This window comes from Nocardioides marmorisolisilvae (assembly GCF_031656915.1).
GTDB classification, from domain to species: Bacteria; Actinomycetota; Actinomycetes; order Propionibacteriales; family Nocardioidaceae; genus Marmoricola; species Marmoricola terrisoli.
On the sequence record NZ_CP134227.1, the window covers coordinates 37,556 to 58,409 of the forward strand.

Annotated in this window: 19 protein-coding genes; 13 read left to right on the plus strand and 6 right to left on the minus strand. The window is 70.7% G+C overall.

Annotation, left to right across the window (positions count from 1 at the left end; genetic code table 11):
• Nucleotides 1–118: 118 nt before the first annotated feature.
• Nucleotides 119–3,328 carry a fibronectin type III domain-containing protein gene (locus tag Q9R13_RS00190; protein WP_310963012.1) on the minus strand — a complete coding sequence of 1,070 codons (3,210 nt, stop codon included), beginning with the start codon at nt 3,326–3,328 and terminating at the stop codon, nt 119–121.
• Between the two features lie 204 nt (nt 3,329–3,532).
• Between Q9R13_RS00190 and leuA the strand changes: the two genes are divergently transcribed.
• Nucleotides 3,533–5,308 (plus strand): 2-isopropylmalate synthase, encoded by a 1,776-nt coding sequence (gene leuA / locus Q9R13_RS00195; RefSeq protein WP_310963013.1) that lies wholly within the window; start codon nt 3,533–3,535, stop codon nt 5,306–5,308.
• A 24-nt stretch (nt 5,309–5,332) separates the two neighbouring features.
• On the opposite strand, the gene Q9R13_RS00200 is transcribed toward leuA, so the two are convergent.
• On the minus strand, nt 5,333–6,559 hold the full coding sequence (locus tag Q9R13_RS00200; RefSeq protein WP_310963014.1) for a GNAT family N-acetyltransferase: 1,227 nt from the start codon (nt 6,557–6,559) through the stop codon (nt 5,333–5,335).
• A 48-nt stretch (nt 6,560–6,607) separates the two neighbouring features.
• Here Q9R13_RS00200 and Q9R13_RS00205 point away from each other — a divergent pair, with 48 nt between their 5' ends.
• From Q9R13_RS00205 to Q9R13_RS00225, 5 genes are all read left to right on the plus strand, one after another.
• A complete protein-coding gene (locus tag Q9R13_RS00205) occupies nt 6,608–7,459 on the plus strand; it encodes an alpha/beta fold hydrolase (protein WP_310963015.1) in 852 nt (283 codons plus the stop codon).
• Nucleotides 7,460–7,543: 84 nt separating this feature from the next.
• Complete coding sequence (locus tag Q9R13_RS00210; protein ID WP_310963016.1) at nt 7,544–9,202, plus strand: sensor histidine kinase; 1,659 nt, start codon at nt 7,544–7,546, stop codon at nt 9,200–9,202.
• A gap of 36 nt (nt 9,203–9,238) precedes the next feature.
• Nucleotides 9,239–9,967, plus strand: coding sequence for a DNA repair protein RecO (gene recO, locus Q9R13_RS00215; RefSeq protein WP_310963017.1), 729 nt, complete (start codon nt 9,239–9,241; stop codon nt 9,965–9,967).
• 11 nt (nt 9,968–9,978) lie between these two features.
• Nucleotides 9,979–10,752, plus strand: coding sequence for an isoprenyl transferase (locus Q9R13_RS00220; RefSeq protein WP_310963018.1), 774 nt, complete (start codon nt 9,979–9,981; stop codon nt 10,750–10,752).
• A gap of 113 nt (nt 10,753–10,865) precedes the next feature.
• A complete protein-coding gene (locus tag Q9R13_RS00225; RefSeq protein ID WP_310963019.1) occupies nt 10,866–11,837 on the plus strand; it encodes a hypothetical protein in 972 nt (323 codons plus the stop codon).
• Between the two features lie 98 nt (nt 11,838–11,935).
• On the opposite strand, the gene Q9R13_RS00230 is transcribed toward Q9R13_RS00225, so the two are convergent.
• Genes Q9R13_RS00230 through Q9R13_RS00245 form a run of 4 tightly spaced genes read right to left on the minus strand, consistent with a single transcriptional unit; the run spans nt 11,936 to nt 14,988 of the window.
• Nucleotides 11,936–12,340: a Fur family transcriptional regulator gene (locus tag Q9R13_RS00230; protein WP_310963020.1), complete on the minus strand. Its 405-nt coding sequence runs from the start codon at nt 12,338–12,340 to the stop codon at nt 11,936–11,938.
• Nucleotides 12,327–13,313, minus strand: coding sequence for a metal ABC transporter permease (locus Q9R13_RS00235; RefSeq protein WP_310963021.1), 987 nt, complete (start codon nt 13,311–13,313; stop codon nt 12,327–12,329). Before Q9R13_RS00235 ends, Q9R13_RS00230 begins: the two co-directional genes overlap by 14 nt.
• The gene (locus tag Q9R13_RS00240; protein ID WP_310963022.1) at nt 13,313–14,074 is read right to left on the minus strand and encodes a metal ABC transporter ATP-binding protein; all 762 of its coding nucleotides are present in this window, start codon (nt 14,072–14,074) and stop codon (nt 13,313–13,315) included. Before Q9R13_RS00240 ends, Q9R13_RS00235 begins: the two co-directional genes overlap by 1 nt.
• Nucleotides 14,071–14,988 carry a metal ABC transporter substrate-binding protein gene (locus Q9R13_RS00245; RefSeq protein WP_310963023.1) on the minus strand — a complete coding sequence of 306 codons (918 nt, stop codon included), beginning with the start codon at nt 14,986–14,988 and terminating at the stop codon, nt 14,071–14,073. Before Q9R13_RS00245 ends, Q9R13_RS00240 begins: the two co-directional genes overlap by 4 nt.
• A gap of 74 nt (nt 14,989–15,062) precedes the next feature.
• On the opposite strand from Q9R13_RS00245, the gene Q9R13_RS00250 reads away from it, so the two are divergent.
• The 7 genes from Q9R13_RS00250 (at nt 15,063) to Q9R13_RS00280 (ending at nt 20,806) form a co-directional block, all read left to right on the plus strand.
• Nucleotides 15,063–15,374, plus strand: coding sequence for an antibiotic biosynthesis monooxygenase (locus Q9R13_RS00250; protein WP_310963024.1), 312 nt, complete (start codon nt 15,063–15,065; stop codon nt 15,372–15,374).
• Between the two features lie 82 nt (nt 15,375–15,456).
• On the plus strand, nt 15,457–16,857 hold the full coding sequence (locus tag Q9R13_RS00255; protein ID WP_310963025.1) for a glycine--tRNA ligase: 1,401 nt from the start codon (nt 15,457–15,459) through the stop codon (nt 16,855–16,857).
• A 47-nt stretch (nt 16,858–16,904) separates the two neighbouring features.
• Entirely contained in the window at nt 16,905–17,579 is a 675-nt protein-coding gene (locus Q9R13_RS00260; RefSeq protein ID WP_310963027.1) for a hypothetical protein, read from the plus strand.
• On the plus strand, nt 17,576–18,742 hold the full coding sequence (gene dusB / locus Q9R13_RS00265) for a tRNA dihydrouridine synthase DusB (RefSeq protein ID WP_310965139.1): 1,167 nt from the start codon (nt 17,576–17,578) through the stop codon (nt 18,740–18,742). The genes Q9R13_RS00260 and dusB overlap by 4 nt, the downstream gene beginning before the upstream one ends.
• Before the next feature lie 178 nt (nt 18,743–18,920).
• Nucleotides 18,921–19,778 (plus strand): SH3 domain-containing protein, encoded by an 858-nt coding sequence (locus Q9R13_RS00270; RefSeq protein WP_310963029.1) that lies wholly within the window; start codon nt 18,921–18,923, stop codon nt 19,776–19,778.
• Nucleotides 19,779–19,794: 16 nt separating this feature from the next.
• Nucleotides 19,795–20,151 carry a phosphoribosyl-AMP cyclohydrolase gene (hisI, locus tag Q9R13_RS00275; RefSeq protein ID WP_310963030.1) on the plus strand — a complete coding sequence of 119 codons (357 nt, stop codon included), beginning with the start codon at nt 19,795–19,797 and terminating at the stop codon, nt 20,149–20,151.
• Nucleotides 20,144–20,806, plus strand: coding sequence for a Trp biosynthesis-associated membrane protein (locus Q9R13_RS00280; RefSeq protein WP_310963031.1), 663 nt, complete (start codon nt 20,144–20,146; stop codon nt 20,804–20,806). Before hisI ends, Q9R13_RS00280 begins: the two co-directional genes overlap by 8 nt.
• The last annotated feature ends 48 nt before the right edge of the window (nt 20,807–20,854 follow it).

Here is a 20,854-nt window from a genome sequence, read left to right on the forward strand (position 1 = left end):
GAAGCCTGCGACGACGCTACCGGTGTGCACCGACAAGCAGCCACGGGCGCCGACGCCGGACCTCGTCGCACAGGCGGCCGGACTGTCCTCGTCGCGCCCAGCGGCCCGCCCGAGCGACTCAGCTGCGAGCGGCGAACAGCCCGTCGACGATCACCGATTTGCGACTCGTGAGGACGATGAGCTTCACCGTCCCGGAACGAAGGGCGAACCGCGGGAGCATGACGATCCGCTGATTCGCCCTCGGCCCCTTGAGGTTGACCACGCCGATCTGGTGCGTGCCCACGTAGACGCCGAGCTTCCCGCACGTCGGGCAGCGGGAGACCAGCACTCCGAGTCGCGACACCTGCGCGTGGGCGAGGGTGAGGCTGGCGTGCCTGGTCTTGCTCGTGGTGGCCGTGTGGTTCCACCAGTGCGCGTTAGACGGGTGCTTCCAGTGCGCCGACCGCACCAGCGCGCGGTCGTCGAGTGCCCGGATGACACACCGCGGTGGCGTCCAGGATGAGGTGTTGCCTGATGCGTCGGTCGCCCGGACCGAGTAGCAGTACTCCCGGCCGCGGGTGAGACCCGCCGCGGTGACGCTGGTGGCGGTCAGGTGCCGCCAGGCGCTCGGGATCGTCCATGCCCCGAAGCCGCCGGTGGGTGTCGCGCTGTGCTGGCGCAGCTGGTACGACGCCACTCCGGAACCGGCGTCGGAGCCGTTCCATGACAACGGGACGGACCCCGCCAGCGTGACGGCGGGCGGGGCATGCAGCGTCACCTGCGGAGCGGTCGTGTCACGATCCACAGTGAGGTCGAACCGCGCCGTCCGATCGGTCCCCGGGCCGGTGCTGTTGTGCGCTGTGACGGTGACCTCGTACGTGCCGTTGGCCGCGGACCCCGGGTCGATGGCGAGCGTGCTGCTCGCGCCGGCGCTCACGGTCGAGGGAGAGAACCTGGCGTGCGCGCCCGAGGGCAGTCCGGATGCGCTGAGTGCGAGGGGTGCCGCGCCACCGAAGCCGGCGGTGGTGTTCACGGTCGTGGTCACGGCGGCCGGTCCGCTGGCGGTGCCCGAGGTGGGGTCGAGGGCCAGGGAGTAGTCCGGAACGATCGTCAGCCGGTAGGTCGCGTGGCGTACTGCCCCGTCGGGTCGCGAGTCGGTGGCCGTGAGCGTGATCGGGTAGACACCGGCCAACGCGGTGCCGGGATCGACGGTCAGAGTCGTGCCACCGCCGGTGGTGACGGACGGCGCGCCGAGGGTCGCGGTCGCGCCCTGGGGGACGCCGGTGACCGAGAGATCCAGCGTGCCGGCCGTGCCCGAGACCAGCGAGGTGCTGACCGTCGCCGCCGGGAGCGGTCCCGCGGCGGTCGCGGTCGCGGATGTGGGACTGAGCGAGAGGTCGAAGTCGTTGGTCACGGTGACGTCGTACTCGACGGAGTGACGCGCAGTCGGCGAATGTCCCGTGACGACCAGACGGTACGTGCCCGCCGGCGCGGTACCGGCGTCGAAGGTGAGCGTCGCCGAGCCGCCGGCGCTCACCGTCGGCTTGTCGACCGTCGCCGTCGCGCCTGCCGGCACGCCGCTGACGCTGAGCCCGATGCTCCCCGGCGACCCGGACGCCAGCGAGGTGCGCACGGTCGTCGACGCCTGTCCCCGGCCGGTGTGGCCGGAGCTCGAGGACAATGACATCCCGAACTCACCGGAGCCGCAGGTGGGGTTCGTGAAGGATGCGATCCGGGTGTTCCACTGGGTGTAGGTGGTGCTCGGCGTGTAGTACTCGTTGGTGTACCAGAACGTGCAGTCGTCGGCCGGATCGATGTCCATGCTCGAGTAGTCGCCCCACCTCCCGTACGTCGTCTCGTAGCCGGTGCCCGAGAAGATCGTCCGCTCGCTCTGTGTCATCGTCCCGGCAGGGTCAGCCGCGAGCCGTCCGGTGTAGCGGATGTCGGGGTACGTCGAGCCGCTGGACGTGCTGTAGCCCAGGGCCAGGTCGTTGGCGTGGTCGGACGTGATCGAGCCCATGAAGCGATACTGGCTGTCGCTCGGTGCGAAGGTGCCCGACTGGTCGAGCGTGATCGCGTTCGCCGGATCGACCTGCAGCTGGTACCAGCGCTCTCCCGTCGTGCTGCCGGCGCTCACGGCGTGGCTGACCGTCAGCATCCCGTCAGCGCCGAAGCTCCGGTAGGTCAGCGGGAACATCAGCCGGTCGCCGAGGCTCTCGAGGGTCTCGCCGCCCGCAGGCTCCGGGATGCACCGGTTGCGGCTGTAGAACTCACATGCTGCCGCGTAGCGCGGCACGACGATGGCCGGCTGTGGGGTGAGGGTGGTGTTCGCCGGGGCGGCCCAGTCGACGTGGAACTCCCAGGCGAGGAGCGAGCTCGCATCGCCCGTGCTTGCGAGTGCGAGCTGGTAGTTGGGGGCACCGGCCGGTGGGGGCGTCGGGCCCTCGAGGTCGGCTGGCAGTAGCCCGAAGACGCCGGACCCGAGGTTGATGCACTGCTCGGTGGCAGGGTCGCCTGCCAGCATCGACGTCCGGTCGTACGCGCAGCTCACGTCGCCGAGGTAGCCGCTCTCGTCGCCGTCGAAGTCGTTGAACGTCGCGTAGTAAGCGTCCGGCCACACGCCGAACTTGCCGTAGTCGGGGAAGCCGCCGAAGGCATCGGCGAAGGCGTACACGTGGTACGCGCCCGTGGCATCGTCGGTCGCGCTGACCGCGACGCATTCGTAGTCGGGTCCGGGCTGGCCGTCGTCGGTGGGGATCGCGAACTGCGCGATGAGCCAACGGTGCGCGAGCGCGTCGTACCGGACCACGCCATCGCCGTCGTTGCGGGTTCCGCATGCGTTCGAGAGCGAGGCGAAGAGCGAGCCCGTGGCGACCGGTGGGTGCAGCAGCTCGCCGGTCTTGGAGAACACCGCGACCGAGGTGTTGACGACCTCGACGATCTGGGTGGCGCTGACGTCGCTGTTCGGGTCCGGAGGGGTGCCGCCCCCTTTGAAGCCGGTGATGCTGTGCCCCATGCCCTCGAAGTTCTGCTGCGGCGCCGTGAAGGCCTGACCCGTGGGTGCGGCGGACTGGGCCTCTCGCGTCGGCGCACCGGTTCCACCCGTGGGTCGGTTCCGGGTGAGCGCAGCATGACCGCTCCCGTGGCCCTGCGCCGCCGGCAGCGTCCGCAGCGGACGCGACTCACCGTGCGTGGCCTTGAGCACCCGTGCGTGACGTGCGTTGGGCGCGTCCTGTGTCGCGGTCCGGGTCCCGGTCGCCGCGAGGGCTGGCGGGCCCGCGAACGAGAGAGTCGCGGCAGCGAGAGTGGCCGCCACGACGAAGTGGATGGAACGCTGGGACGTTCGCATCCTCGGACGCTAGAGGACCGTCGCCGGTCCCGTCCCCGTTTTGGCAGATCTCGCGCACCGGTCCGACAGCGGCTGCTGTTAGGCTGCAGGGGTCATGATGCGCAGCCTGCTCCTTCGCTGCCGCAGCGGGGTCTGAACCAGCCGGACACCCTCGCTGCGGAGTGTTCGCGTTCGCCGGCACCGATTCCCAAGCGAGAGACGATCATGACCCAGCAGCCCCGGCCCCAAGAGGCCCACCCCGCGAACACCCAGCGTCCCGGCGGGATGCCCATCCACCGCTACCGGCCGTTCCCGCCGATCGACCTGCCTGACCGGACCTGGCCGTCGCGCACGATCACCCACGCGCCGCGCTGGCTCTCCACCGACCTGCGCGACGGCAACCAGGCGCTGATCGACCCGATGACGCCGGCCCGCAAGATGAAGATGTTCGACCTCCTCGTGAAGATGGGCTACAAGGAGATCGAGGTCGGCTTCCCGTCGGCCAGCGAGACCGACTTCGCCTTCGTCCGCCAGCTCGTAGAGCAGGACCGCGTTCCCGAGGACGTCACGATCTCGGTGCTCACCCAGGCCCGTGAGGACCTGATCGAGCGCACCACCCAGTCGCTGGTCGGCGTGCACCACGCCAACATCCATCTCTACAACGCGCTGGCTCCGCTCTTCCGGCGCGTGGTCTTCCGAGCGAGCACCGACGAGATCAAGGACATCGCCGTCCAGGGCACCCGGATGGTGATGAAGCACGCCGAGGCCAACCTCGATGCCACCGTCATCGGCTACGAGTACTCCCCGGAGATCTTCACCTCCACGGAGCTGCCGTTCAGCGTCGAGGTGTGCGAGGCCGTCAGCGACGTCTGGCAGCCCGACGACGGGCGCGAGATCATCCTCAACCTGCCCGCCACCGTCGAGGTCGCCACGCCCAACGTGTACGCCGACCAGATCGAGTGGTTCTCCCGCCAGCTGACCCGCCGGGAGAACACCGTGATCAGCCTGCACCCGCACAACGACCGCGGTACGGCGGTGGCGGCGACCGAGCTGGCGATGATGGCCGGCGCCGACCGCGTCGAGGGGTGCCTGTTCGGCCACGGCGAGCGGACCGGCAACGTCGACCTGGTGACCCTGGGGATGAACCTGTTCAGCCAGGGCATCGAGCCGATGGTCGACTTCTCCGAGATCGACGAGATCCGTCGTACCGTCGAGTACTGCACACAGCTGCCGGTGCACCCTCGACACCCGTACGCCGGCGACCTCGTCTACACCGCCTTCTCCGGATCGCACCAGGACGCGATCAAGAAGGGGTTGGAAGCACTTGAGCAGGAGGCCAGCGACGCCGGCCACCCGGTCGAGGAGCACCCCTGGGAGGCGCCCTACCTGCCGATCGACCCCAAGGACGTGGGCCGCACCTACGAGGCGGTGATCCGGGTCAACAGCCAGTCCGGCAAGGGCGGGGTGGCCTACATCCTCAAGTCCGAGCACAAGCTGGATCTGCCGCGCAGGCTGCAGATCGAGTTCAGCGGGGCCGTGCAGCGGCACACCGACGACGAGGGCGGCGAGATGTCGCCCGACGAGATCTGGCAGGCGTTCCGCGCGGAGTACCTCGATCGGGAGTCGCCGCTGAAGCTGAACTCCGTGCACACCTCCAGCGCGGCAGGCGAGAAGGACGCGCTCTCGGTCAACGTCTACGTCGACGGTGAGCTGAAGTCCCTGCAGGGCATCGGCAACGGCCCGATCGAGGCGTTCGTCAATGCTCTCAACGAGTTGGCCGCCGCGGAGCAGGAGCGCGGCAACGCGGCGTACGACCATCGCGGGGATCTCCGCGTGCTCGACTACGCCGAGCACGCCCTGTCATCGGGTGGCGACGCGCTGGCCGCGGCGTACGTCGAGTGTGCGGTCGGTGGCGAGATCCGGTGGGGCGTGGGTGTGGACGCCAACATCGTGACGGCCTCGCTCAAGGCCGTGATCTCGGCGGTCAACCGGGGGCGCTGAGCTGCTGTGTGCGGCTCAGGTGTCTCAGGCATCGGGCTCGAGGACGCACGCCGTCGCCGCGCGCCGGAAGCCGATCCGCTCGTAGGTGCGGCAGGCCGCGTCGTCGGCGGCCGATAGGAAGACGGTCCGGCAGCCGGCGTCGTGCGCTGCTCCGACCAGGGCACGGGTGAGTGCGGCTCCGGTGCCCCGGCGCCGCGCCCGGGGCAGCACCGCGATGCCGGCCAGCTCCGTGACGGTGCCGCGCGGCGAGGTGGAGCCACCGCCGACAGCGCGCCCGTCGGGAGCGAAGGCACCGACGATCACCAGCCGGCCGGCGGCGATCGCCTCGGCGCGTGCACCGATCTCGTGGATGGCGACCTCGTCCCGTTCCGCGAAACCGGCGCTGACGGCGCCGAAGATCTCGGCGAGGCGCGGGTCGTCGGCGGCCAGCACCGAACAGGACGCTGTCGGCTGCATCGGCGGGGCGGGCGAGAGGTCGCCCAGCACCAGCAGCGGGTGCAGCCTCGGCCGGTGACCGGCCTCGATGACCGCAGCGCGAAGTCCGGGGGTGACCTCGTCGACCCACTCGAGGGCGCGAGGCACGCCGAGAGTCCGTTGCAGGTCGAGCACCCTGGCGATGTCCTCGGCCTCGAAGGCGGTCCGGCCGAGACCCGGGCGGGCGTAGTACGGGTGGCCGGTGCCTCGGCGCACGAACAGCGTGAACGGGCCCGCGTCGCGGGCATCGGCCTCCAGTCGCGGCACCTCGTCGTAGTACTGCTCGATGCGCGCCAGCACTCTGGCCGGCGCGTCGAGCTCCAGCACGTCGCAGATCTTGTCGCTGCCGTCGCGCAGCGGGTGGCAGCGTGGGGTCGGGGCGAAGCCGTAGGCGAGGTAGGCCGCGCGCGCCACGGGGTTGAGCCGGTTGACCCCGAGCTCCACCCGCAGGCCTCGCGCGCCGGCCCAGTCGACGAGCACGTCGAGGACCCGGCGCGAGAGCCCGCGACCGCGAAGGTCGGGGGCCACCCACATCGCGACCACCGCGGCGTAGCCGGGCCGGTTGGCGAACAGCGCCCCGCACGCGACGGCAGCCCCGTCCTCGAGCGCCACCACGGCGGGCTCGTTCAGCCACTCCCGCCAGTCGTCCTCGCCGTACGCCTGCTCGCGGGCCAGGGTCGACCCGAACGCGTCCGGCGCGTCGGCGAGCGCGCGCAGCCGGACCTCGCGCCACAGCTCCCAGTCGTCCGGGGTCAGCACGCACAACTCGGTCTCCACGCGCGCAGGCTGCCACGAACCCCGGCCGCCGGCGACTAGATTTCCTGCATGAGCCTTGTCTCCGAGCGCATCGGTCAGCTCTTCTTCGACGACCACCGGCTCGAGTACACCGAGTACGGCGGCGGCGACCGCTGGGTGGTGCTGGTCCACGGCGAGCTGATGTCGCGCAGGATGCACCAGCCGCTGGCGCGCAGGCTCGCTGCCGACGGTCACCACGTCGTCACCCTCGACCTGCTCGGCCACGGCAGGTCCGATCGGCCTGACGACCCGGCCGCCTACTCGGTGACGGCCTTCGCCGAGCAGGTGGTCGTGCTGCTGGATGAGTTGGGGGCGGAGCGGGCGGTGGTCGGTGGCACCTCCCTGGGGGCCAACGTCGCGCTCGAGGTGGCTGTGCTGGCCCCGGACAGGGTCGCGGGGCTGCTGCTCGAGATGCCGGTTCTGGACAACGCGGTCGAGGCGGGGATCGTCGCGTTCGTGCCCTTGCTGTTCGTCTCGCGGCTGGCGCCGTTCGCGGTCCGCGGCGTGCGACTGCTGGCCCGCGCGGTGCCGCGAGGGGTGGTGCCGTTCTGGGTCGGCATCGGCCTGGATGCCCTCAGCCAGCGGCCACGACCGATGGCGGCGGCGATCCACGGGGTGCTGTTCGGCCGGATCGCACCGCCTGCGCGGCTGCGCCGGACGATCGACGTCCCTGCGCTGGTCGTGGGCCACCGGCACGACCCGGTGCACCCCGCGGCCGACGCGATCATGGTCGCCGACGAGCTGCCGGCGGCGACCTTCGTGGAGGCGCACGACGTCCTCGAGTGGCGTCGGCACCCCGAACGGCTGGACGCGGTCGCCCTCGACTTCGCCGCCCGTTGCTGGTCCGCCGACCGTGGCTCGGCGCGGGTGCAGCGCACCTAAGTGGTCTAGTCCGCGACCGCGGATCTGTCCGGAGGGGCGTCGGCGAGGAACCGCACTGACTAGCGTCGGGGGTGGGGAGGTCTGATGCGTCGACCCGACGCCGAGGCGGTCTTCCGCATGCTGGCCAGCCAGCGTGCGGACCCGAGGCCTGCCCAGCTCGCCTTGCTGCTGCCGGTGGCGATCGACCTCGGGTTCCGGTTCGGTGGCGCCTGGCCCGACGCCTACGACGTCGCGGCGTTCCTCGGCTGGGCGCTGGTCGCGCTGGCCACGGTGGGTGCTGCCCTGGTCGGCATGCACCGCCTGCCCGCGTCGCTCTCGGTGGCGCTGCCGGTCCTCGACATCGTCGCCCTCGGCCTGCTCCGGCTGGACACCTCCTCCCCGGTGGCGATCGCACTGGTGATCCCTGCTGTCTGGCTGGGTCTCCAGTTCCAGGCGCGGGGCGTGTGGATCGCGCTCGTGGCGACGGCCCTGAGCATGCTGGTCCCGGGTCTGATCACCTCGGGCGCGACCCTGATCAACGCTGCGCGCGCCGTGCAGATGCTCGTCACCGTCGGACTGTGCTCGTCCCTGGTGGCGCTCGTCACCGACAGCTGGACCAGACAGCGCAGCGTGCTCGAGCAGTCCCAGCGGCGCGCGGCCGAGGCGCTGACCGCACTGACCATGCAGCGTCGCATCCAGGAGGCGGTGCTGACCACCGTCGACGTGGGCCTGGTGTCGATCGATGCCGAGGGCCGCTACACGAGCATGAACCCGCGCCACCTCGAGTTCATGGCGCTGGCCTACCCCGAGGGCCACGACGGGCTGGCCGGCCAGCTCGGCGCCGTGTACGACGAGGACGGGGTCACCGCCCTGGCCGACTCCGCCCGGATGCCCTCGTCCCGGGCAGCCCGCGGCGAAGAGTTCGAGGACCAGCTCATCTGGGTCGGTGCCGATCCCGCTGAGCGTCGCGCCCTCGCCGTCTCCTCCCGTTCGGTGCGCGACGGTGACGGTCGATTCGCCGGCGCTGTGCTTGCGTACCACGACGTGACCGACCTGATCCGGGCGCTCCGTGCCCGCCAGGACTTCGTCGCGAGCGTGTCCCACGAGCTGCGCACGCCGCTCACGTCCATCGTCGGATACCTCGACGTGGTGCGTGACGACATCGAGGGCGTGCCCGACCAGGCGCGCGGCTACCTGGACACGGCGGCCCGCAACGCCGAGCGACTGATCCGGCTGGTCAGCGACCTGTTGCAGGTCGGCCAGCACGATGCCGGCGTCTCCCTCGAGCTCGCTCCGGTCGAACTTGCCGACGCCGTTCGCGAGTGCGTCGACACGTGCCGGGTCAGAGCGGCTGAGGCCGGTGTCGTGCTCGAGCTCGACGCCCCGCCGTCGCTGCGGATGCCCGGCGACGGTCACCGGCTCCGGCAGGTCGTGGACAACCTGGTAGCGAACGCGCTGAAGTACAGCCGTGCGGGCGACGAGATCCGGGTCAGCCTCGACGCGAGCGAGGGCGAGGTACGGCTCTCGGTTCGCGACACCGGCATCGGGATCGCCCCCGACGAGCTCGAGCACCTCTTCACCCGCTTCTACCGGGCCCGCGAGGCGCACCGTCTCGCCATCCAGGGCGCCGGACTGGGGCTGTCGATCTGCAAGGAGATCGTCGAGGCGCACGGAGGGTCGATCACGGTCGCTAGTGAGCTCGGGGTGGGCACCGAGTTCGTCGTACGGCTGCCGCTCGATGCCGGCGTGCGTGCCGCGAGTTGATTCGGTGCGCAGCCACGGACGGGAGACAATGGCGAGGTGCCCCTCTACAGCGACGAAGGCGTGGTGCTGCGCACCCGCAAGCTCGCCGAGGCGGACCGGATCATCACGCTGCTGACCCGCCAGCACGGCGTGGTCCGCGCGGTCGCCAAGGGAGTACGGCGTACCAGCTCGAAGTTCGGATCCCGGCTCGAGCCGTTCACCCACGTCGACCTGCAGCTGGCGCAGGGGCGCAACCTGGACACGATCACCCAGGCGGTGACCCGCGATCCGTTCGGGTCGGTGATCGGCGGCGACTACGACCGCTACACGGCCGCCAGCGTGATGCTCGAGACGGCCGAGAGGTTGGTGCCCGAGGAGCGGGAGCCGTCGTTGCAGCAGTACCTCCTGCTGGTCGGCGGACTGCGCGCGATGGCCGCGGGCCAGCACCGGCCCGGGGACGTGCTCGCGTCGTTCCTGCTGCGCTCCCTCTCGGTCGCGGGCTGGGCGCCGTCGTTCGACGGTTGCGCGCGTTGCGGCCTCGAGGGTCCGCACACGGCGTTCCACCCGGCGGCCGGCGGGATGCTCTGCGCCGGCTGCCGGATGCCCGGCGCCGCCCGTCCGGCACCCGAGACCGTCGCGCTGCTCGGGGCCCTGCTGGCCGGGGACTGGCCGGTGGTCGACGTCGCCGAGCTGCGCCACCGTCGCGAGGCGCGTGGCCTGGTGACGGCCTACCTGAACTGGCATCTCGAGCGCAGCCTGCGCTCGCTGCCGTTCGCCGCCGAGTAGGTTTGCCACCCGTGAGGAACCGCCGTCGAGAGTTTCGTCGACCCGACCCGCACCCCTCCGGGGCCACCCCGCCGGTGCTGGCGCCGGAGCTGGTGCCGGGCCATGTCGCCGTGGTGATGGACGGCAACGGGCGCTGGGCGAAGCGACGCGGGCTGCCCCGCACCGCTGGCCACGAGATGGGCGAGAAGTCGCTGGTCGAGGTGGTCAAGGGCGCGATCGAGATCGGTGTGAAGGCCGTCTCGGCGTACGCCTTCTCGACGGAGAACTGGTCGCGATCTCCCGAGGAGGTCCGGTTCCTGATGGGCTTCAACCGCGACGTCGTACGGCGGCGACGCGAGGAGCTGCACGAGCTGGGGGTGAAGGTGCGCTGGGCCGGCCGCGAGCCGCGACTGTGGCGTTCGGTGATCAAGGAGCTTCGGATCGCCGAGGAGCTCACCGCCGACAACGACGTGCTGACCCTGACGATGTGTGTCAACTACGGCGGCCGCGCCGAGCTCGCCGACGCGGCGCGCGGGATCGCCCGCGACGTCCGATCCGGCCGGCTGGACCCCCAACGGGTCGACGAGCGGACCTTCGCCCGCTACCTCTACGTCCCTGAGCTCGCTGACGCTGACATGGTCTGGCGCACGTCGGGCGAGCAGCGGCTGTCGAACTTCATGCTCTGGCAGGCGGCCTACTCCGAGATGGTCTTCACCGATGTGCTGTGGCCCGACGTCGACCGCCTCGACTTCTGGCACGCCATCGAGATCTACGCCCAGCGCAACCGCCGCTACGGGTCGGCCTGATCTTCCGCCGAGGCGGCTCAAATGTGCAACAGGATCGCGCCGAGGCGGCTCAACTTTGCAATGCCTGTGGATTGCCGGAGCAGGATCGCGCTGATGCGGCGACCATGCGGGGCATGTCACGCGCGTACCTCGATGCTGGCCAGACCTTCCTCGACGACCGCTTCCCGCTGCCGCTGGACGCCCCGTTCACTGCGGCACAGGCACGACATGAGGGCGTGCCCGCCTTCGAGCTGACCAGGCTGGCCAACGCCGGGTTCCTCCGGCGTCCGATCCAGGGCGTGTACGTCGCCGCGCAGGTGCCGGACAGTCTCGATCTGCGTGCCGCCGCCGTACGGATGGTCCTGCCGCCCGGAGGTGTGGTCACCGATCGCACCGCAGGCTGGTTGCACGGGGCGTCGATGATCCTCGCCCCGGGCGACCACCTCGTCGTACCCCGCCTCTCGGTCTTCCACCGCGACCGCGGTGAGCGCTTCCGCAACGACCTGATGGCCAGCGGCCAGCGGGTGATGCCCGACCGGCACGTCACCGAGCTCAACGGGTTCGCGGTGACCACACCCCTGCGCACGGTCTGCGACCTCGGCCGGCTGCTCCCTCGTACGGCGGCGCTGGGCGCCATGGACATGCTCGCGCGGCTCGGGCTCTTCGCGGTCGCGGATGTCGTTGCAGCGGTCGAACAGTTCCGTGGCTATCGCTGGGTGACGCAGTTGCGGGCACTCGCCCCCTTGATCGACGCACGCTCCGAATCGCCGGCCGAGTCGGTGATCAGGCTGCGCTGGCTCGATCTCAGCGACCTGCCGGCCCCGGAGCCACAGCGACCGGTGCACCGGTCGTCTACGACGACCTACCGGCTGGACGTCGGGAACGACGAGCTTCGCTTCGCCGTCGAGTACGACGGCTGGGAGTTCCACCACACCCCGGAACAGCTCGAGGCGGACCGGAGACGTCGTCGGTGGATCATGGAGAACACCGACTGGATCGTGCGGGCGGTCCGGCGCGAGAACGTCTTCGGGGCACGTTGGGACGTCGATCGTGTGATCCGTGCCGGGATCATCGACGCGCGGCGCCGCGGCCGCCGCGCCGCCTGACAGGCGCGAGCCGCCTCGACGTGAGCAGGGCTGCAACGTTGCGCCGCCTCGCGCTCCGTGGGCTGCAACGTTGCGCCGCCTCGACGTGAACAGGGGAGTCAGCTGCAGGCGGCGCAGGTGCCGAAGATCTCCAGGGTGTGGGAGACCTCGGAGTAGCCGTGGGCGGCGGCGACGGCGCGGGTCCACTTCTCGACGGTGGGGCCCTCGACCTCGACGGTCGCGCCGCAGTCGCGGCAGACCAGGTGGTGGTGGTGGGTGGTGCTGCAGCGGCGGTAGACCGACTCGCCGTTCTCGGCGCGCAGCACATCCAGCTCGCCGCCCTCGGCCATGGCCTGCAGGGTGCGATAGACGGTGGACAGCCCGACGTTGTCCCCACCGGCGCGCACGACCTCGTGGATCTCCTGCGCCGACCGGAAGTCCTCCACGGACTCGAGCGCTGCCGCGACCGCCAGCCGCTGCCGGGTCGGTCGCAGCCGCTCGCTGCCCGGATCAGTGCTCGTCATAGTGACCTCCGTGTACGGCATGCCGGTGTCCGTCGTGGATGTAGTCGACGTGGTCGCCGTGCTCAACAGCGGTGTGACCGCAGCCGGGACCGTGCTCGTGCTGGTGCGGCTCCTCGACCGGGGTAGCCAGGGGGTCTCCGTCGGCGAAGGGCACCATGACCTTCCGCCGTCGCTGCACCACCAGGCCGATCGGCGCCGTGATCGCGAAGCCGGCCAGTGCGACCAGCACGATCATCGGGCCTGGAGGGGCGTCGACGAACGCCGTGGTGGTGACCCCGATCAGGGCGGCGAGGACGCCGAGCACGGTGGCGGCCAGCATGGTCAGCCGGAAGCTGCGGGCGAACTGTTGGGCGGTGGCGACCGGGATGATCATCAGCGCGCTCACCAGCAACAGGCCGACGGTGCGCATCGCGATGCTCACCGACACGGCCGCGAGGACCGAGATCAGCGTTGTGTACAGCCGCACCGGGATGCCGGTGGTGCGCGCGAAGTCCTCGTCATTCGCCACCGCGAACAGCTGGGGGAGCAGGAACACCGACAGCACCATGATGACGGCGGCGAGCAGCACGCTCACGGTGACGTCGGACCACGAGATCGCGGTGATCGAGCCGAACAGGTAGCCCTGCAACGCGAAGACGCCGTTGCCCGCCAAGGAGATCAGCACCAGGCCGCCCGCGATGCCGCCGTAGAAGAGCAGCGCCAGGGCCACGTCCGCGGTCGCCTTGCCACTCGTGCGGATCGCCTCGATCAGCAGCGCACCGAGGACCGCGACCACGACCGCGGTGAAGGTCGGCGAGGTGCCGGTGAGCAGTCCCAGTGCGACCCCGGTGACGCAGATGTGGCCGATGCCGTCGCCGAGCAGGGACAGGCGGCGCTGCACCAGGTAGGTGCCGACCGTGGGTGCCGCAAGGCCGGTGACCGCGGCCGCGATCAGTGCGCGCAGCATCAGCGGGGAGGTCAGGACGTCCAACATCAGCGTTCCTCCAGCGGCGCGCTCACCTGCGGGCCGAGCGATGTGCGCGCGGCCGGCAGGTGGTGGTGGCCGTGGTCCTGCAGGTCGGGTCGGGGCGGACCGTCGTACTCGATCCGGCCGTCACGCATCACCACCGTGCGGTCGACCAGCGGCGCGAAGGGACCCAGCTCGTGCAGGACCACGAGGATGGTGGCGCCGTCCTGAGCACGTTGACCTAGAGTGCGCGCGATCTCGGCCTGGCTGGCGAGGTCCACCCCCGCGTTGGGCTCGTCGAGGACGAGGAGGCCGGGGTGTCCGGCCAGGGTCCGGGCGATCAGCACCCGCTGCTGCTGGCCGCCCGAGAGCGTGGAGACCTGGTGATGGGTGCGATCGCCCAGTCCCACCTGTGCGATCGCGGTCGTGATCGCTTCGCGGTCCTGACGGCCCAGCGGCCAGAACGGCCGGCGGCGGGCCAGCCGGCCCGACGCGACCACCTCCCACACGCTGGCCGGCACGCCCTGCGCGATCGTCGAGCGCTGCGGTACGTACCCGATCCGCTGCCAGTCGGTGAACGACCGCAGCGGTACGCCGAAGAGCTGCACCTCGCCGCTGGTGGTCGGGTGCAGGCCGACGACCGTCTTGACCAGAGTGGACTTGCCGGAGCCGTTGGCGCCGAGCAGGGCCACCACCTCGCCGGCCTGGACGGCCAGGTCGATGTGCCGCAGGATCGGTCGGGAGCTGAGCGAGACCGCGGCATCGCTCACCGTGATGACGTCGTTCACGAGCAGGAGTCCGCCTTCTGGATCGCCGCGAGGTTCTCGCGCATGAGGCTCAGGTACGTCGCCTGCGGATCCGCGGAGGACAGGCCCTCGATCGGGTCCAGCACCGCCGTACGGATGCCGAGGTCGCCGGCCAGGGCATCGGCCAGCTTCGGGCTCGCCAGCCGTTCGGTGAAGACGGTGGTGATCTTGTCGGTGCGGATCAGTTGGGAGAGCTCGGAGAGGTGCTTCGGGGACGGCTCGGCGTCGGGGGAGATGCCCGCGATCGGATAGATCCGCAGGTGGTAGCGGCGGCCGAGGTACTCCCACGCGTCGTGGCTGACCACCAGGGTGCGGGATCTGCAGTGCTCCAGACCGACGCGGTAGTCGTGGTCCAGCGAGCGCAGATCGGACTGCAGCGCGGCGTTGTTCGCCCGGTAGTCCGCGGCATGCTTCGGGTCCGCCCGCGCCATCACCGCCGCGATCCGGTCGGCCACCCGGCCCAAGAGCGTCGGGTCGAGCCAGAAGTGCGGATCGACGGCGTTGCCCTTCGCATCGGTGGCGTGCTCGTCTCCGAGCCCCGGCGGCACAGCGGACAGCCGTACGACGTCAGCGACGTCGACGGCGTGCCGGGGCGGGTCGTTCGTGACCACCTGGTCGACCGAGGGCTGGAGGCCGTGCTCGTACACCGCGAGCTCGGCGTTCGAGACCAGCACTCCCTGGCGCACGGTCAGCTGCAGGTCGTGCGGCTCGGCTCCGGGGCTGGTGAGGTTGGTGACGTGGGCATGGTTGCCCACGATGCGCTCCGTGACGAACTGCAACGGGTAGAAGGACGTCACCACCTGGGGCTTCCCGTCGGTGCTGCCGATCCCGCCACACGCCGTGACCAGCAACCCGAGGAGAAGCAGGGCGACGAGAGGAGGGAGGCGGCGGAACATGACAATCATTCTCAATACACTGAGAATGATTGTCAAGTCCGTTTCTCCGCGACAGCGGCCTCTACTGTGGGCCCATGCTGGTCGTGAGCAGGTTCCGTGTCGGGACCACGGGTCGCAGCGAGACGGGCTTCCGCGAGCAGCTGGCGGCCGCGATCGCGGCGCTGGCGGGCCAGCGCGGATTCAGGAGCGCCGAGTCCGGGCGCAACGTCGACGATCCGGACCTGTGGGTGCTGGTGACGCGCTGGGCGGACGTCGGCAGCTACCGTCGCGCGCTCTCGTCGTACGACGTGCGGGTGACGGCGGTGCCGCTGCTGAGCCTGGCGCTCGACGAACCGTCCGCCTACGAGCCCGATGAGGGCGAGCTGAACCGCAACGTCCCGCGCTGATCTCCATCGGTAGGCTTGCTCCTTCGCACACCACCCCCCGCCCGGCAGCCAGCCGGGCACGTCCCGATCCAGGAGCAGCACCGTGGCCAAGCCGCCCACCTCCACCCTCGACAAGGTCGTCTCCCTCTGCAAGCGACGGGGCTTCGTCTTTCCCTGTGGTGACATCTACGGCGGCACCCGATCGGCCTGGGACTTCGGCCCGCTCGGGGTGGAGCTGAAGGAGAACATCAAGCGCGCGTGGTGGCGCGCGATGGTCACCTCGCGCGACGACGTCGTCGGCCTGGACTCCAGCGTGATCCTGCCGACCCGCACCTGGGAGGCCAGCGGCCACCTGAGCACCTTCAGCGACCCGCTCACCGAGTGCCAGTCCTGCCACAAGCGCTTCCGGGAGGACCACCTCCAGGAGGAGTACGCCGAGCGCAAGGGCATCGCGGACCCTGACACTGTCGACATCAACGAGTCGGTGCCGTGCCCCAACTGCGGCACCCGTGGCGCCTGGACCCCGCCCCGCGAGTTCAACATGATGCTGAAGACCTACGTCGGCGTGCTCGAGGACGAGTCCGGCCTGCGCTACCTGCGGCCGGAGACGGCCCAGGGCATCTTCTTGAACTTCGCCAACGTGCTGACCAGCAGCCGCAAGAAGCCGCCCTTCGGCATCGCCCAGATCGGCAAGAGCTTCCGCAACGAGATCACGCCCGGCAACTTCATCTTCCGGACCCGCGAGTTCGAGCAGATGGAGATGGAGTACTTCACCCGTCCGGGCGAGGACGAGGAGCTGCACCAGTACTGGATCGACACCCGGACGCAGTGGTACGTCGACCTCGGCATCGACCCGGACAACCTGCGCCACTACGAGCACCCGGCCGAGAAGCTCTCCCACTACTCCAAGCGCACCGTCGACATCGAGTTCCGCTTCGGCTTCTCCGGACGTGACTTCGAGGAGCTCGAGGGCATCGCGAACCGCACGGACTTCGACCTGACCCAGCACAGCGAGTTCTCCGGCAAGGACCTCTCCTACTTCGATCAGGGCACCGGCGAGCGCTACGTGCCCTACGTCATCGAGCCCGCGGCCGGGCTCACCCGGTCGTTCATGGCCTTCCTGATCGACGCGTACGACGAGGACGAGGCCCCGAACACCAAGGGCGGGGTCGACGTGCGCACGGTGCTGCGCCTGGACCCGAGGCTCGCCCCGGTGAAGGTCGCGGTCCTCCCGCTGAGCCGCAACGAGGACCTCACCCCACGAGCACGGCAGGTCGCCGCGGAGCTGCGGCAGTCGTGGAACGTCGAGTTCGACGACGCCGGCGCGATCGGCAAGAGGTACCGGCGCCAGGACGAGATCGGTACGCCGTACTGCGTGACGATCGACTTCGACACCCTCGACGATGGTGCGGCCACCGTCCGTGAGCGCGACTCGATGAAGCAGGATCGCATCCCTCTCGAGGGACTGCGCAGCTGGTTCGCCGAGCGACTCGTCGGGTGCTGACGATCCGAATGCCCGGTGTTCGAGGGTCGCGTTGGCACAATGGCCGGGTGATGCGACGTACCCGGCTGTCCCGGACCACCGCCGTCGGCGCGATGCTGCTGGCCCCCGCACTGGCGCTCAGCGGATGTGGCGGCAGCAACCAGCCGCAGGTCGCGCACACGCCGTCCCCGACGGTGCCCACGCCGAGCGTGGACGTGCCCTCCGGGGTCTCGCTGACCACCCCGGGGACCAAGCTCTCCCTCGGGGAGTCGGCGACCGTTCCCTATCAGCCGAACCAGAAGCGCGGCACGGTCTTGAAGCTCACGGTCACGGGGATCACCCGGGCCACCATGAAGGATTTCGCGATCTACGTCCTCGACAAGCGCGCGAAGGCGTCCACGCCGTACTACGTCCAGGTCAAGGTCGCGAACGTCGGCACTGGTGACGTCGGGGGCACCGACGTCCCGCTGTGGGCCGTGAACCAGGACAACACTCTGATCCACTCCTCGAGCTTCACCAACGACTTCAAGCGTTGCCCGTCCTCGTCGTTGCCCAAGCGCTTCGCGCCGCACGCGAAGGCGAAGACCTGCCTCGTCTACCTGGTGCCGAAGCACGGGACCATGACTGCGGTGAGCTTCCGCCCGCTGCAGGAGTTCCAGCCGATCGAGTGGACGGGCAAGATCGTGCCCGAGCACCCCAAGGCGTCCCACACGTCTCACAAGAGCAAGAAGAAGAAGTCCTGAGCACACCCACCTCACTCCAGCTCGGCTCGTTGCGGGTCGACACCCCGGTGGTGCTGGCCCCGATGGCCGGGATCACCAACGCCGCCTACCGCCGGCTGTGCCTCGAGCAGGCGGCTGCCGGCGGTGGGGTCGGCCTCTTCGTGTGCGAGATGATCACCAGCCGTGGGCTGGTCGAGGGCGACACGACCACCAAGGCGATGCTCGCGTTCGATGATCTCGAGGCGGTGCGGTCGGTCCAGCTCTACGGCACCGACCCGGTCTATGTCGGCAAGGCGACCGAGATCCTGTGTGCGGAGTACGGCGTCGCCCACGTCGACTTGAACTTCGGCTGTCCGGTTCCGAAGGTGACCCGCAAGGGCGGCGGCGCCGCGCTGCCGTGGAAGCGCAGGCTGCTGGCCGACATCCTCGAGGCCGCGGTCGGCGCGGGGGAGCGGTACGACGTCCCCGTCACGATGAAGACCCGGGTTGGGATCGATCCCGAGCACGAGACCTACCTCGACGCCGGCCGGATCGCGCAGGAGTCCGGGGCCGCGGCGATCGCGCTGCACGGCCGTACCGCGATCCAGGGCTACTCCGGCGACGCCGACTGGGAGCCGATCGCGCGGCTCGTTGACACCCTGGACATCCCGGTGCTCGGCAACGGGGACATCTGGGAGGCGGCCGACGCCGTTCGGATGGTCGAGCAGACCGGCGCGGCCGGAGTGGTGGTCGGACGGGGCTGCCTGGGTCGGCCCTGGCTCTTCGCCGACCTCGCCACGGCGTTCTCCTCGGCAGCGCCCGAGGCGCCACACCGCACCGCCCTGCCGACGCTGGGGGCCGTGCGCACGATGATGCGTCGGCACGCCGAGCTGCTCTGCGGGCACATGGGGGAGGAGCGCGGCTGCAAGGAGTTCCGCAAGCACGTGTCGTGGTACCTCAAGGGCTTCCGCGCCGGTGGTGAGCTGCGACACGCCCTCGCCCTGGTCAGCACCCTCGCCGAGCTGGACCTGCTGCTCGGCGAGCTCGACCCGGACGAGCCGTTCCCGGTATCCGAGCTCGGCCACCCGCGGGGCCGTCAGGGCGCCCCACGGCGCCGGGTGGTGCTGCCTGAGGGCTGGCTCGACGAACGCGACGACCGGGTCGACCTCGCCCGTGAGGACACCTCCGAGACCAGCGGCGGCTGAGCGCCGAGAGCCCGGTTCGGGACCACGCGGCCAGGCCTGACGTGGGCGGCCTCACAGCCGCCGCGCTCCCTCCCGGTGCGGTCGTCGTGACCGTTTCGTGATTTCATCGTCGGGTTGCCCGGACCGGTCACAAGCCGCCCCGGGCCTGCGCACGTGCCCGACGAACGAAGGATCCCTCGTGTCCCAAGGCCGACACCAAGGCCGGCACCGGCTCCCCGCGAAGCCTCCCGTCGCCCGCGGGAACCGCCGTACGGCGCTGCTCGCCGCCCCCCTCGCCACCATCGCCGTGGTCGGGGCCGGGGTCGGGGTCAGCGAGCTGCCCAGCGCTCCCTTGAACCCGACGGCTGCCGGCGCCGACCTCAGCGCGGCGGCCACCCACCGGGTGTCCTCCTCGGCGATCGACGGCGCCGCCCGCAGCGTCGGCATCTCCCGAGACCTGGATCGCCTCGCCGAGCGGCCGGTCGGCCACAAGTGGTCGACCGCGGACCTCAACGTCTACACCAAGCCCAGCGACGGCGCCCCCGTGGTCGATGAGGTGCCTGCCGCGAAGAAGGTCACCGTCACCGCCCAGACCCTGCACGGCTTCACCGGCGTGATGGTCGGCGACGCGCTGCGGTGGGTCCACAGCGCCTACCTGGCGGCGAAGAAGCCTGCGGATCCGGCCAGCCTCGGCCTCACCTTCCAGCCGTGCGCCGCGACCGCCTCGGTCGAGCACGGTCTGGTGCCGGGCGCGATTCGCGCCTGGGAGGCGGTCTGCAACGACTTCCCGCAGGTCACCACGTACGGCGGCCTGGCGAACCGGCCCGAGCACGACACCGGCCATGCCGTCGACGCGATGGTCTACGGCGACTCGGCGCTGGGCTACAAGATCGCGGAGTTCCTGCAGGCCCACGCAGCCGAGCTGGACATCTACGACATCATCTACCGCCAGCACATCTGGACACCGGTGCGGGCCAGTGAGGGGTGGCGGCTGATGCCCGACCGGGGCTCACCGACGGCCAACCACATGGACCACGTCCACTTCGCCGTGAACTGACGGGGATACTCGAGGGGTGAGCGATCTCGACCCCGCCATCGCCCGGCGGCTGAAGCGCAACGAGCAGGGCCTCGTGCCTGCCATCGTCCAGCAGCACGACACCGGCGAGGTGCTGATGCTCGGCTGGATGGACGACGAGGCGCTGCACCGCACGCTGAGCACCGGCCGGAGCACGTTCTGGAGCCGGTCCCGTCAGGAGTACTGGGTCAAGGGCGAGACGTCCGGCCATCGACAGCACGTCCGCGAGGTCCGGCTCGACTGCGATGGGGACACCCTGCTGGTCAAGGTCGACCAGGAGGGCGCCGCGTGCCACACCGGTGACCGGACCTGTTTCGACGCCGACCTGCTCAGCGCCCGGAGCACGGATGGCTGAGCCAGGATCCGGGCCAGGGGCCGCGCCCGAGCCAACCAGCGCCGGCCGCGGACGTGACCCGCGACGGACCTTCGCGCCGGTGCTCCTGCCGGGTGCAGCGGCGGCCGCGCTGGCGGCGGTCGCTGGGGCGAAGGTCTGGGCGCGGCTGGACAGCTCGGCCGACTCGGTCTCGGCAGGACTGCCGATCGACCGAGGCGTTCTCGACGCCGCGGGCCAGGTCCCGCTGGCCTCCGCGCTGAGCCTGGCCTGCCTGGCGGCCTGGGGCGCGATCCTGGTCACCCGAGGGCGCTTCCGCCGGGTGGTCGCCGCGGTGGGGCTGGTGTGCGCGGTCGCGCTGCTCGCCGTCACGGTCCGGTCGGCCTGGTCGGCGCCCGACGCCGTACGTCGAGCGGTTGACACCCAGCTCGGGCTCGGCAGCCCCGGCACCGGCACGGCTGCGGTGTCGCTGACCGGCTGGTTCTGGGTGTGCCTGGTCGCGGCCCTGGTCACCTCGGTGGCGCTCGCTCTGGCGATCCGGTTCGCCAGGTCGTGGCCGGCGATGGGGGCGAAGTACGACGCCCCGGGCGCGGCCGCACAGCGGGCCGCCGAGGCGGAGCCGAAGACCAATCTGGAGATCTGGAAGGCCATCGACGAGGGGCGCGACCCCACCGAGTGAGCAGTCCCCCTACTATGTTCCCCGTCCGAGACGCCAGAGGAGCCCTGA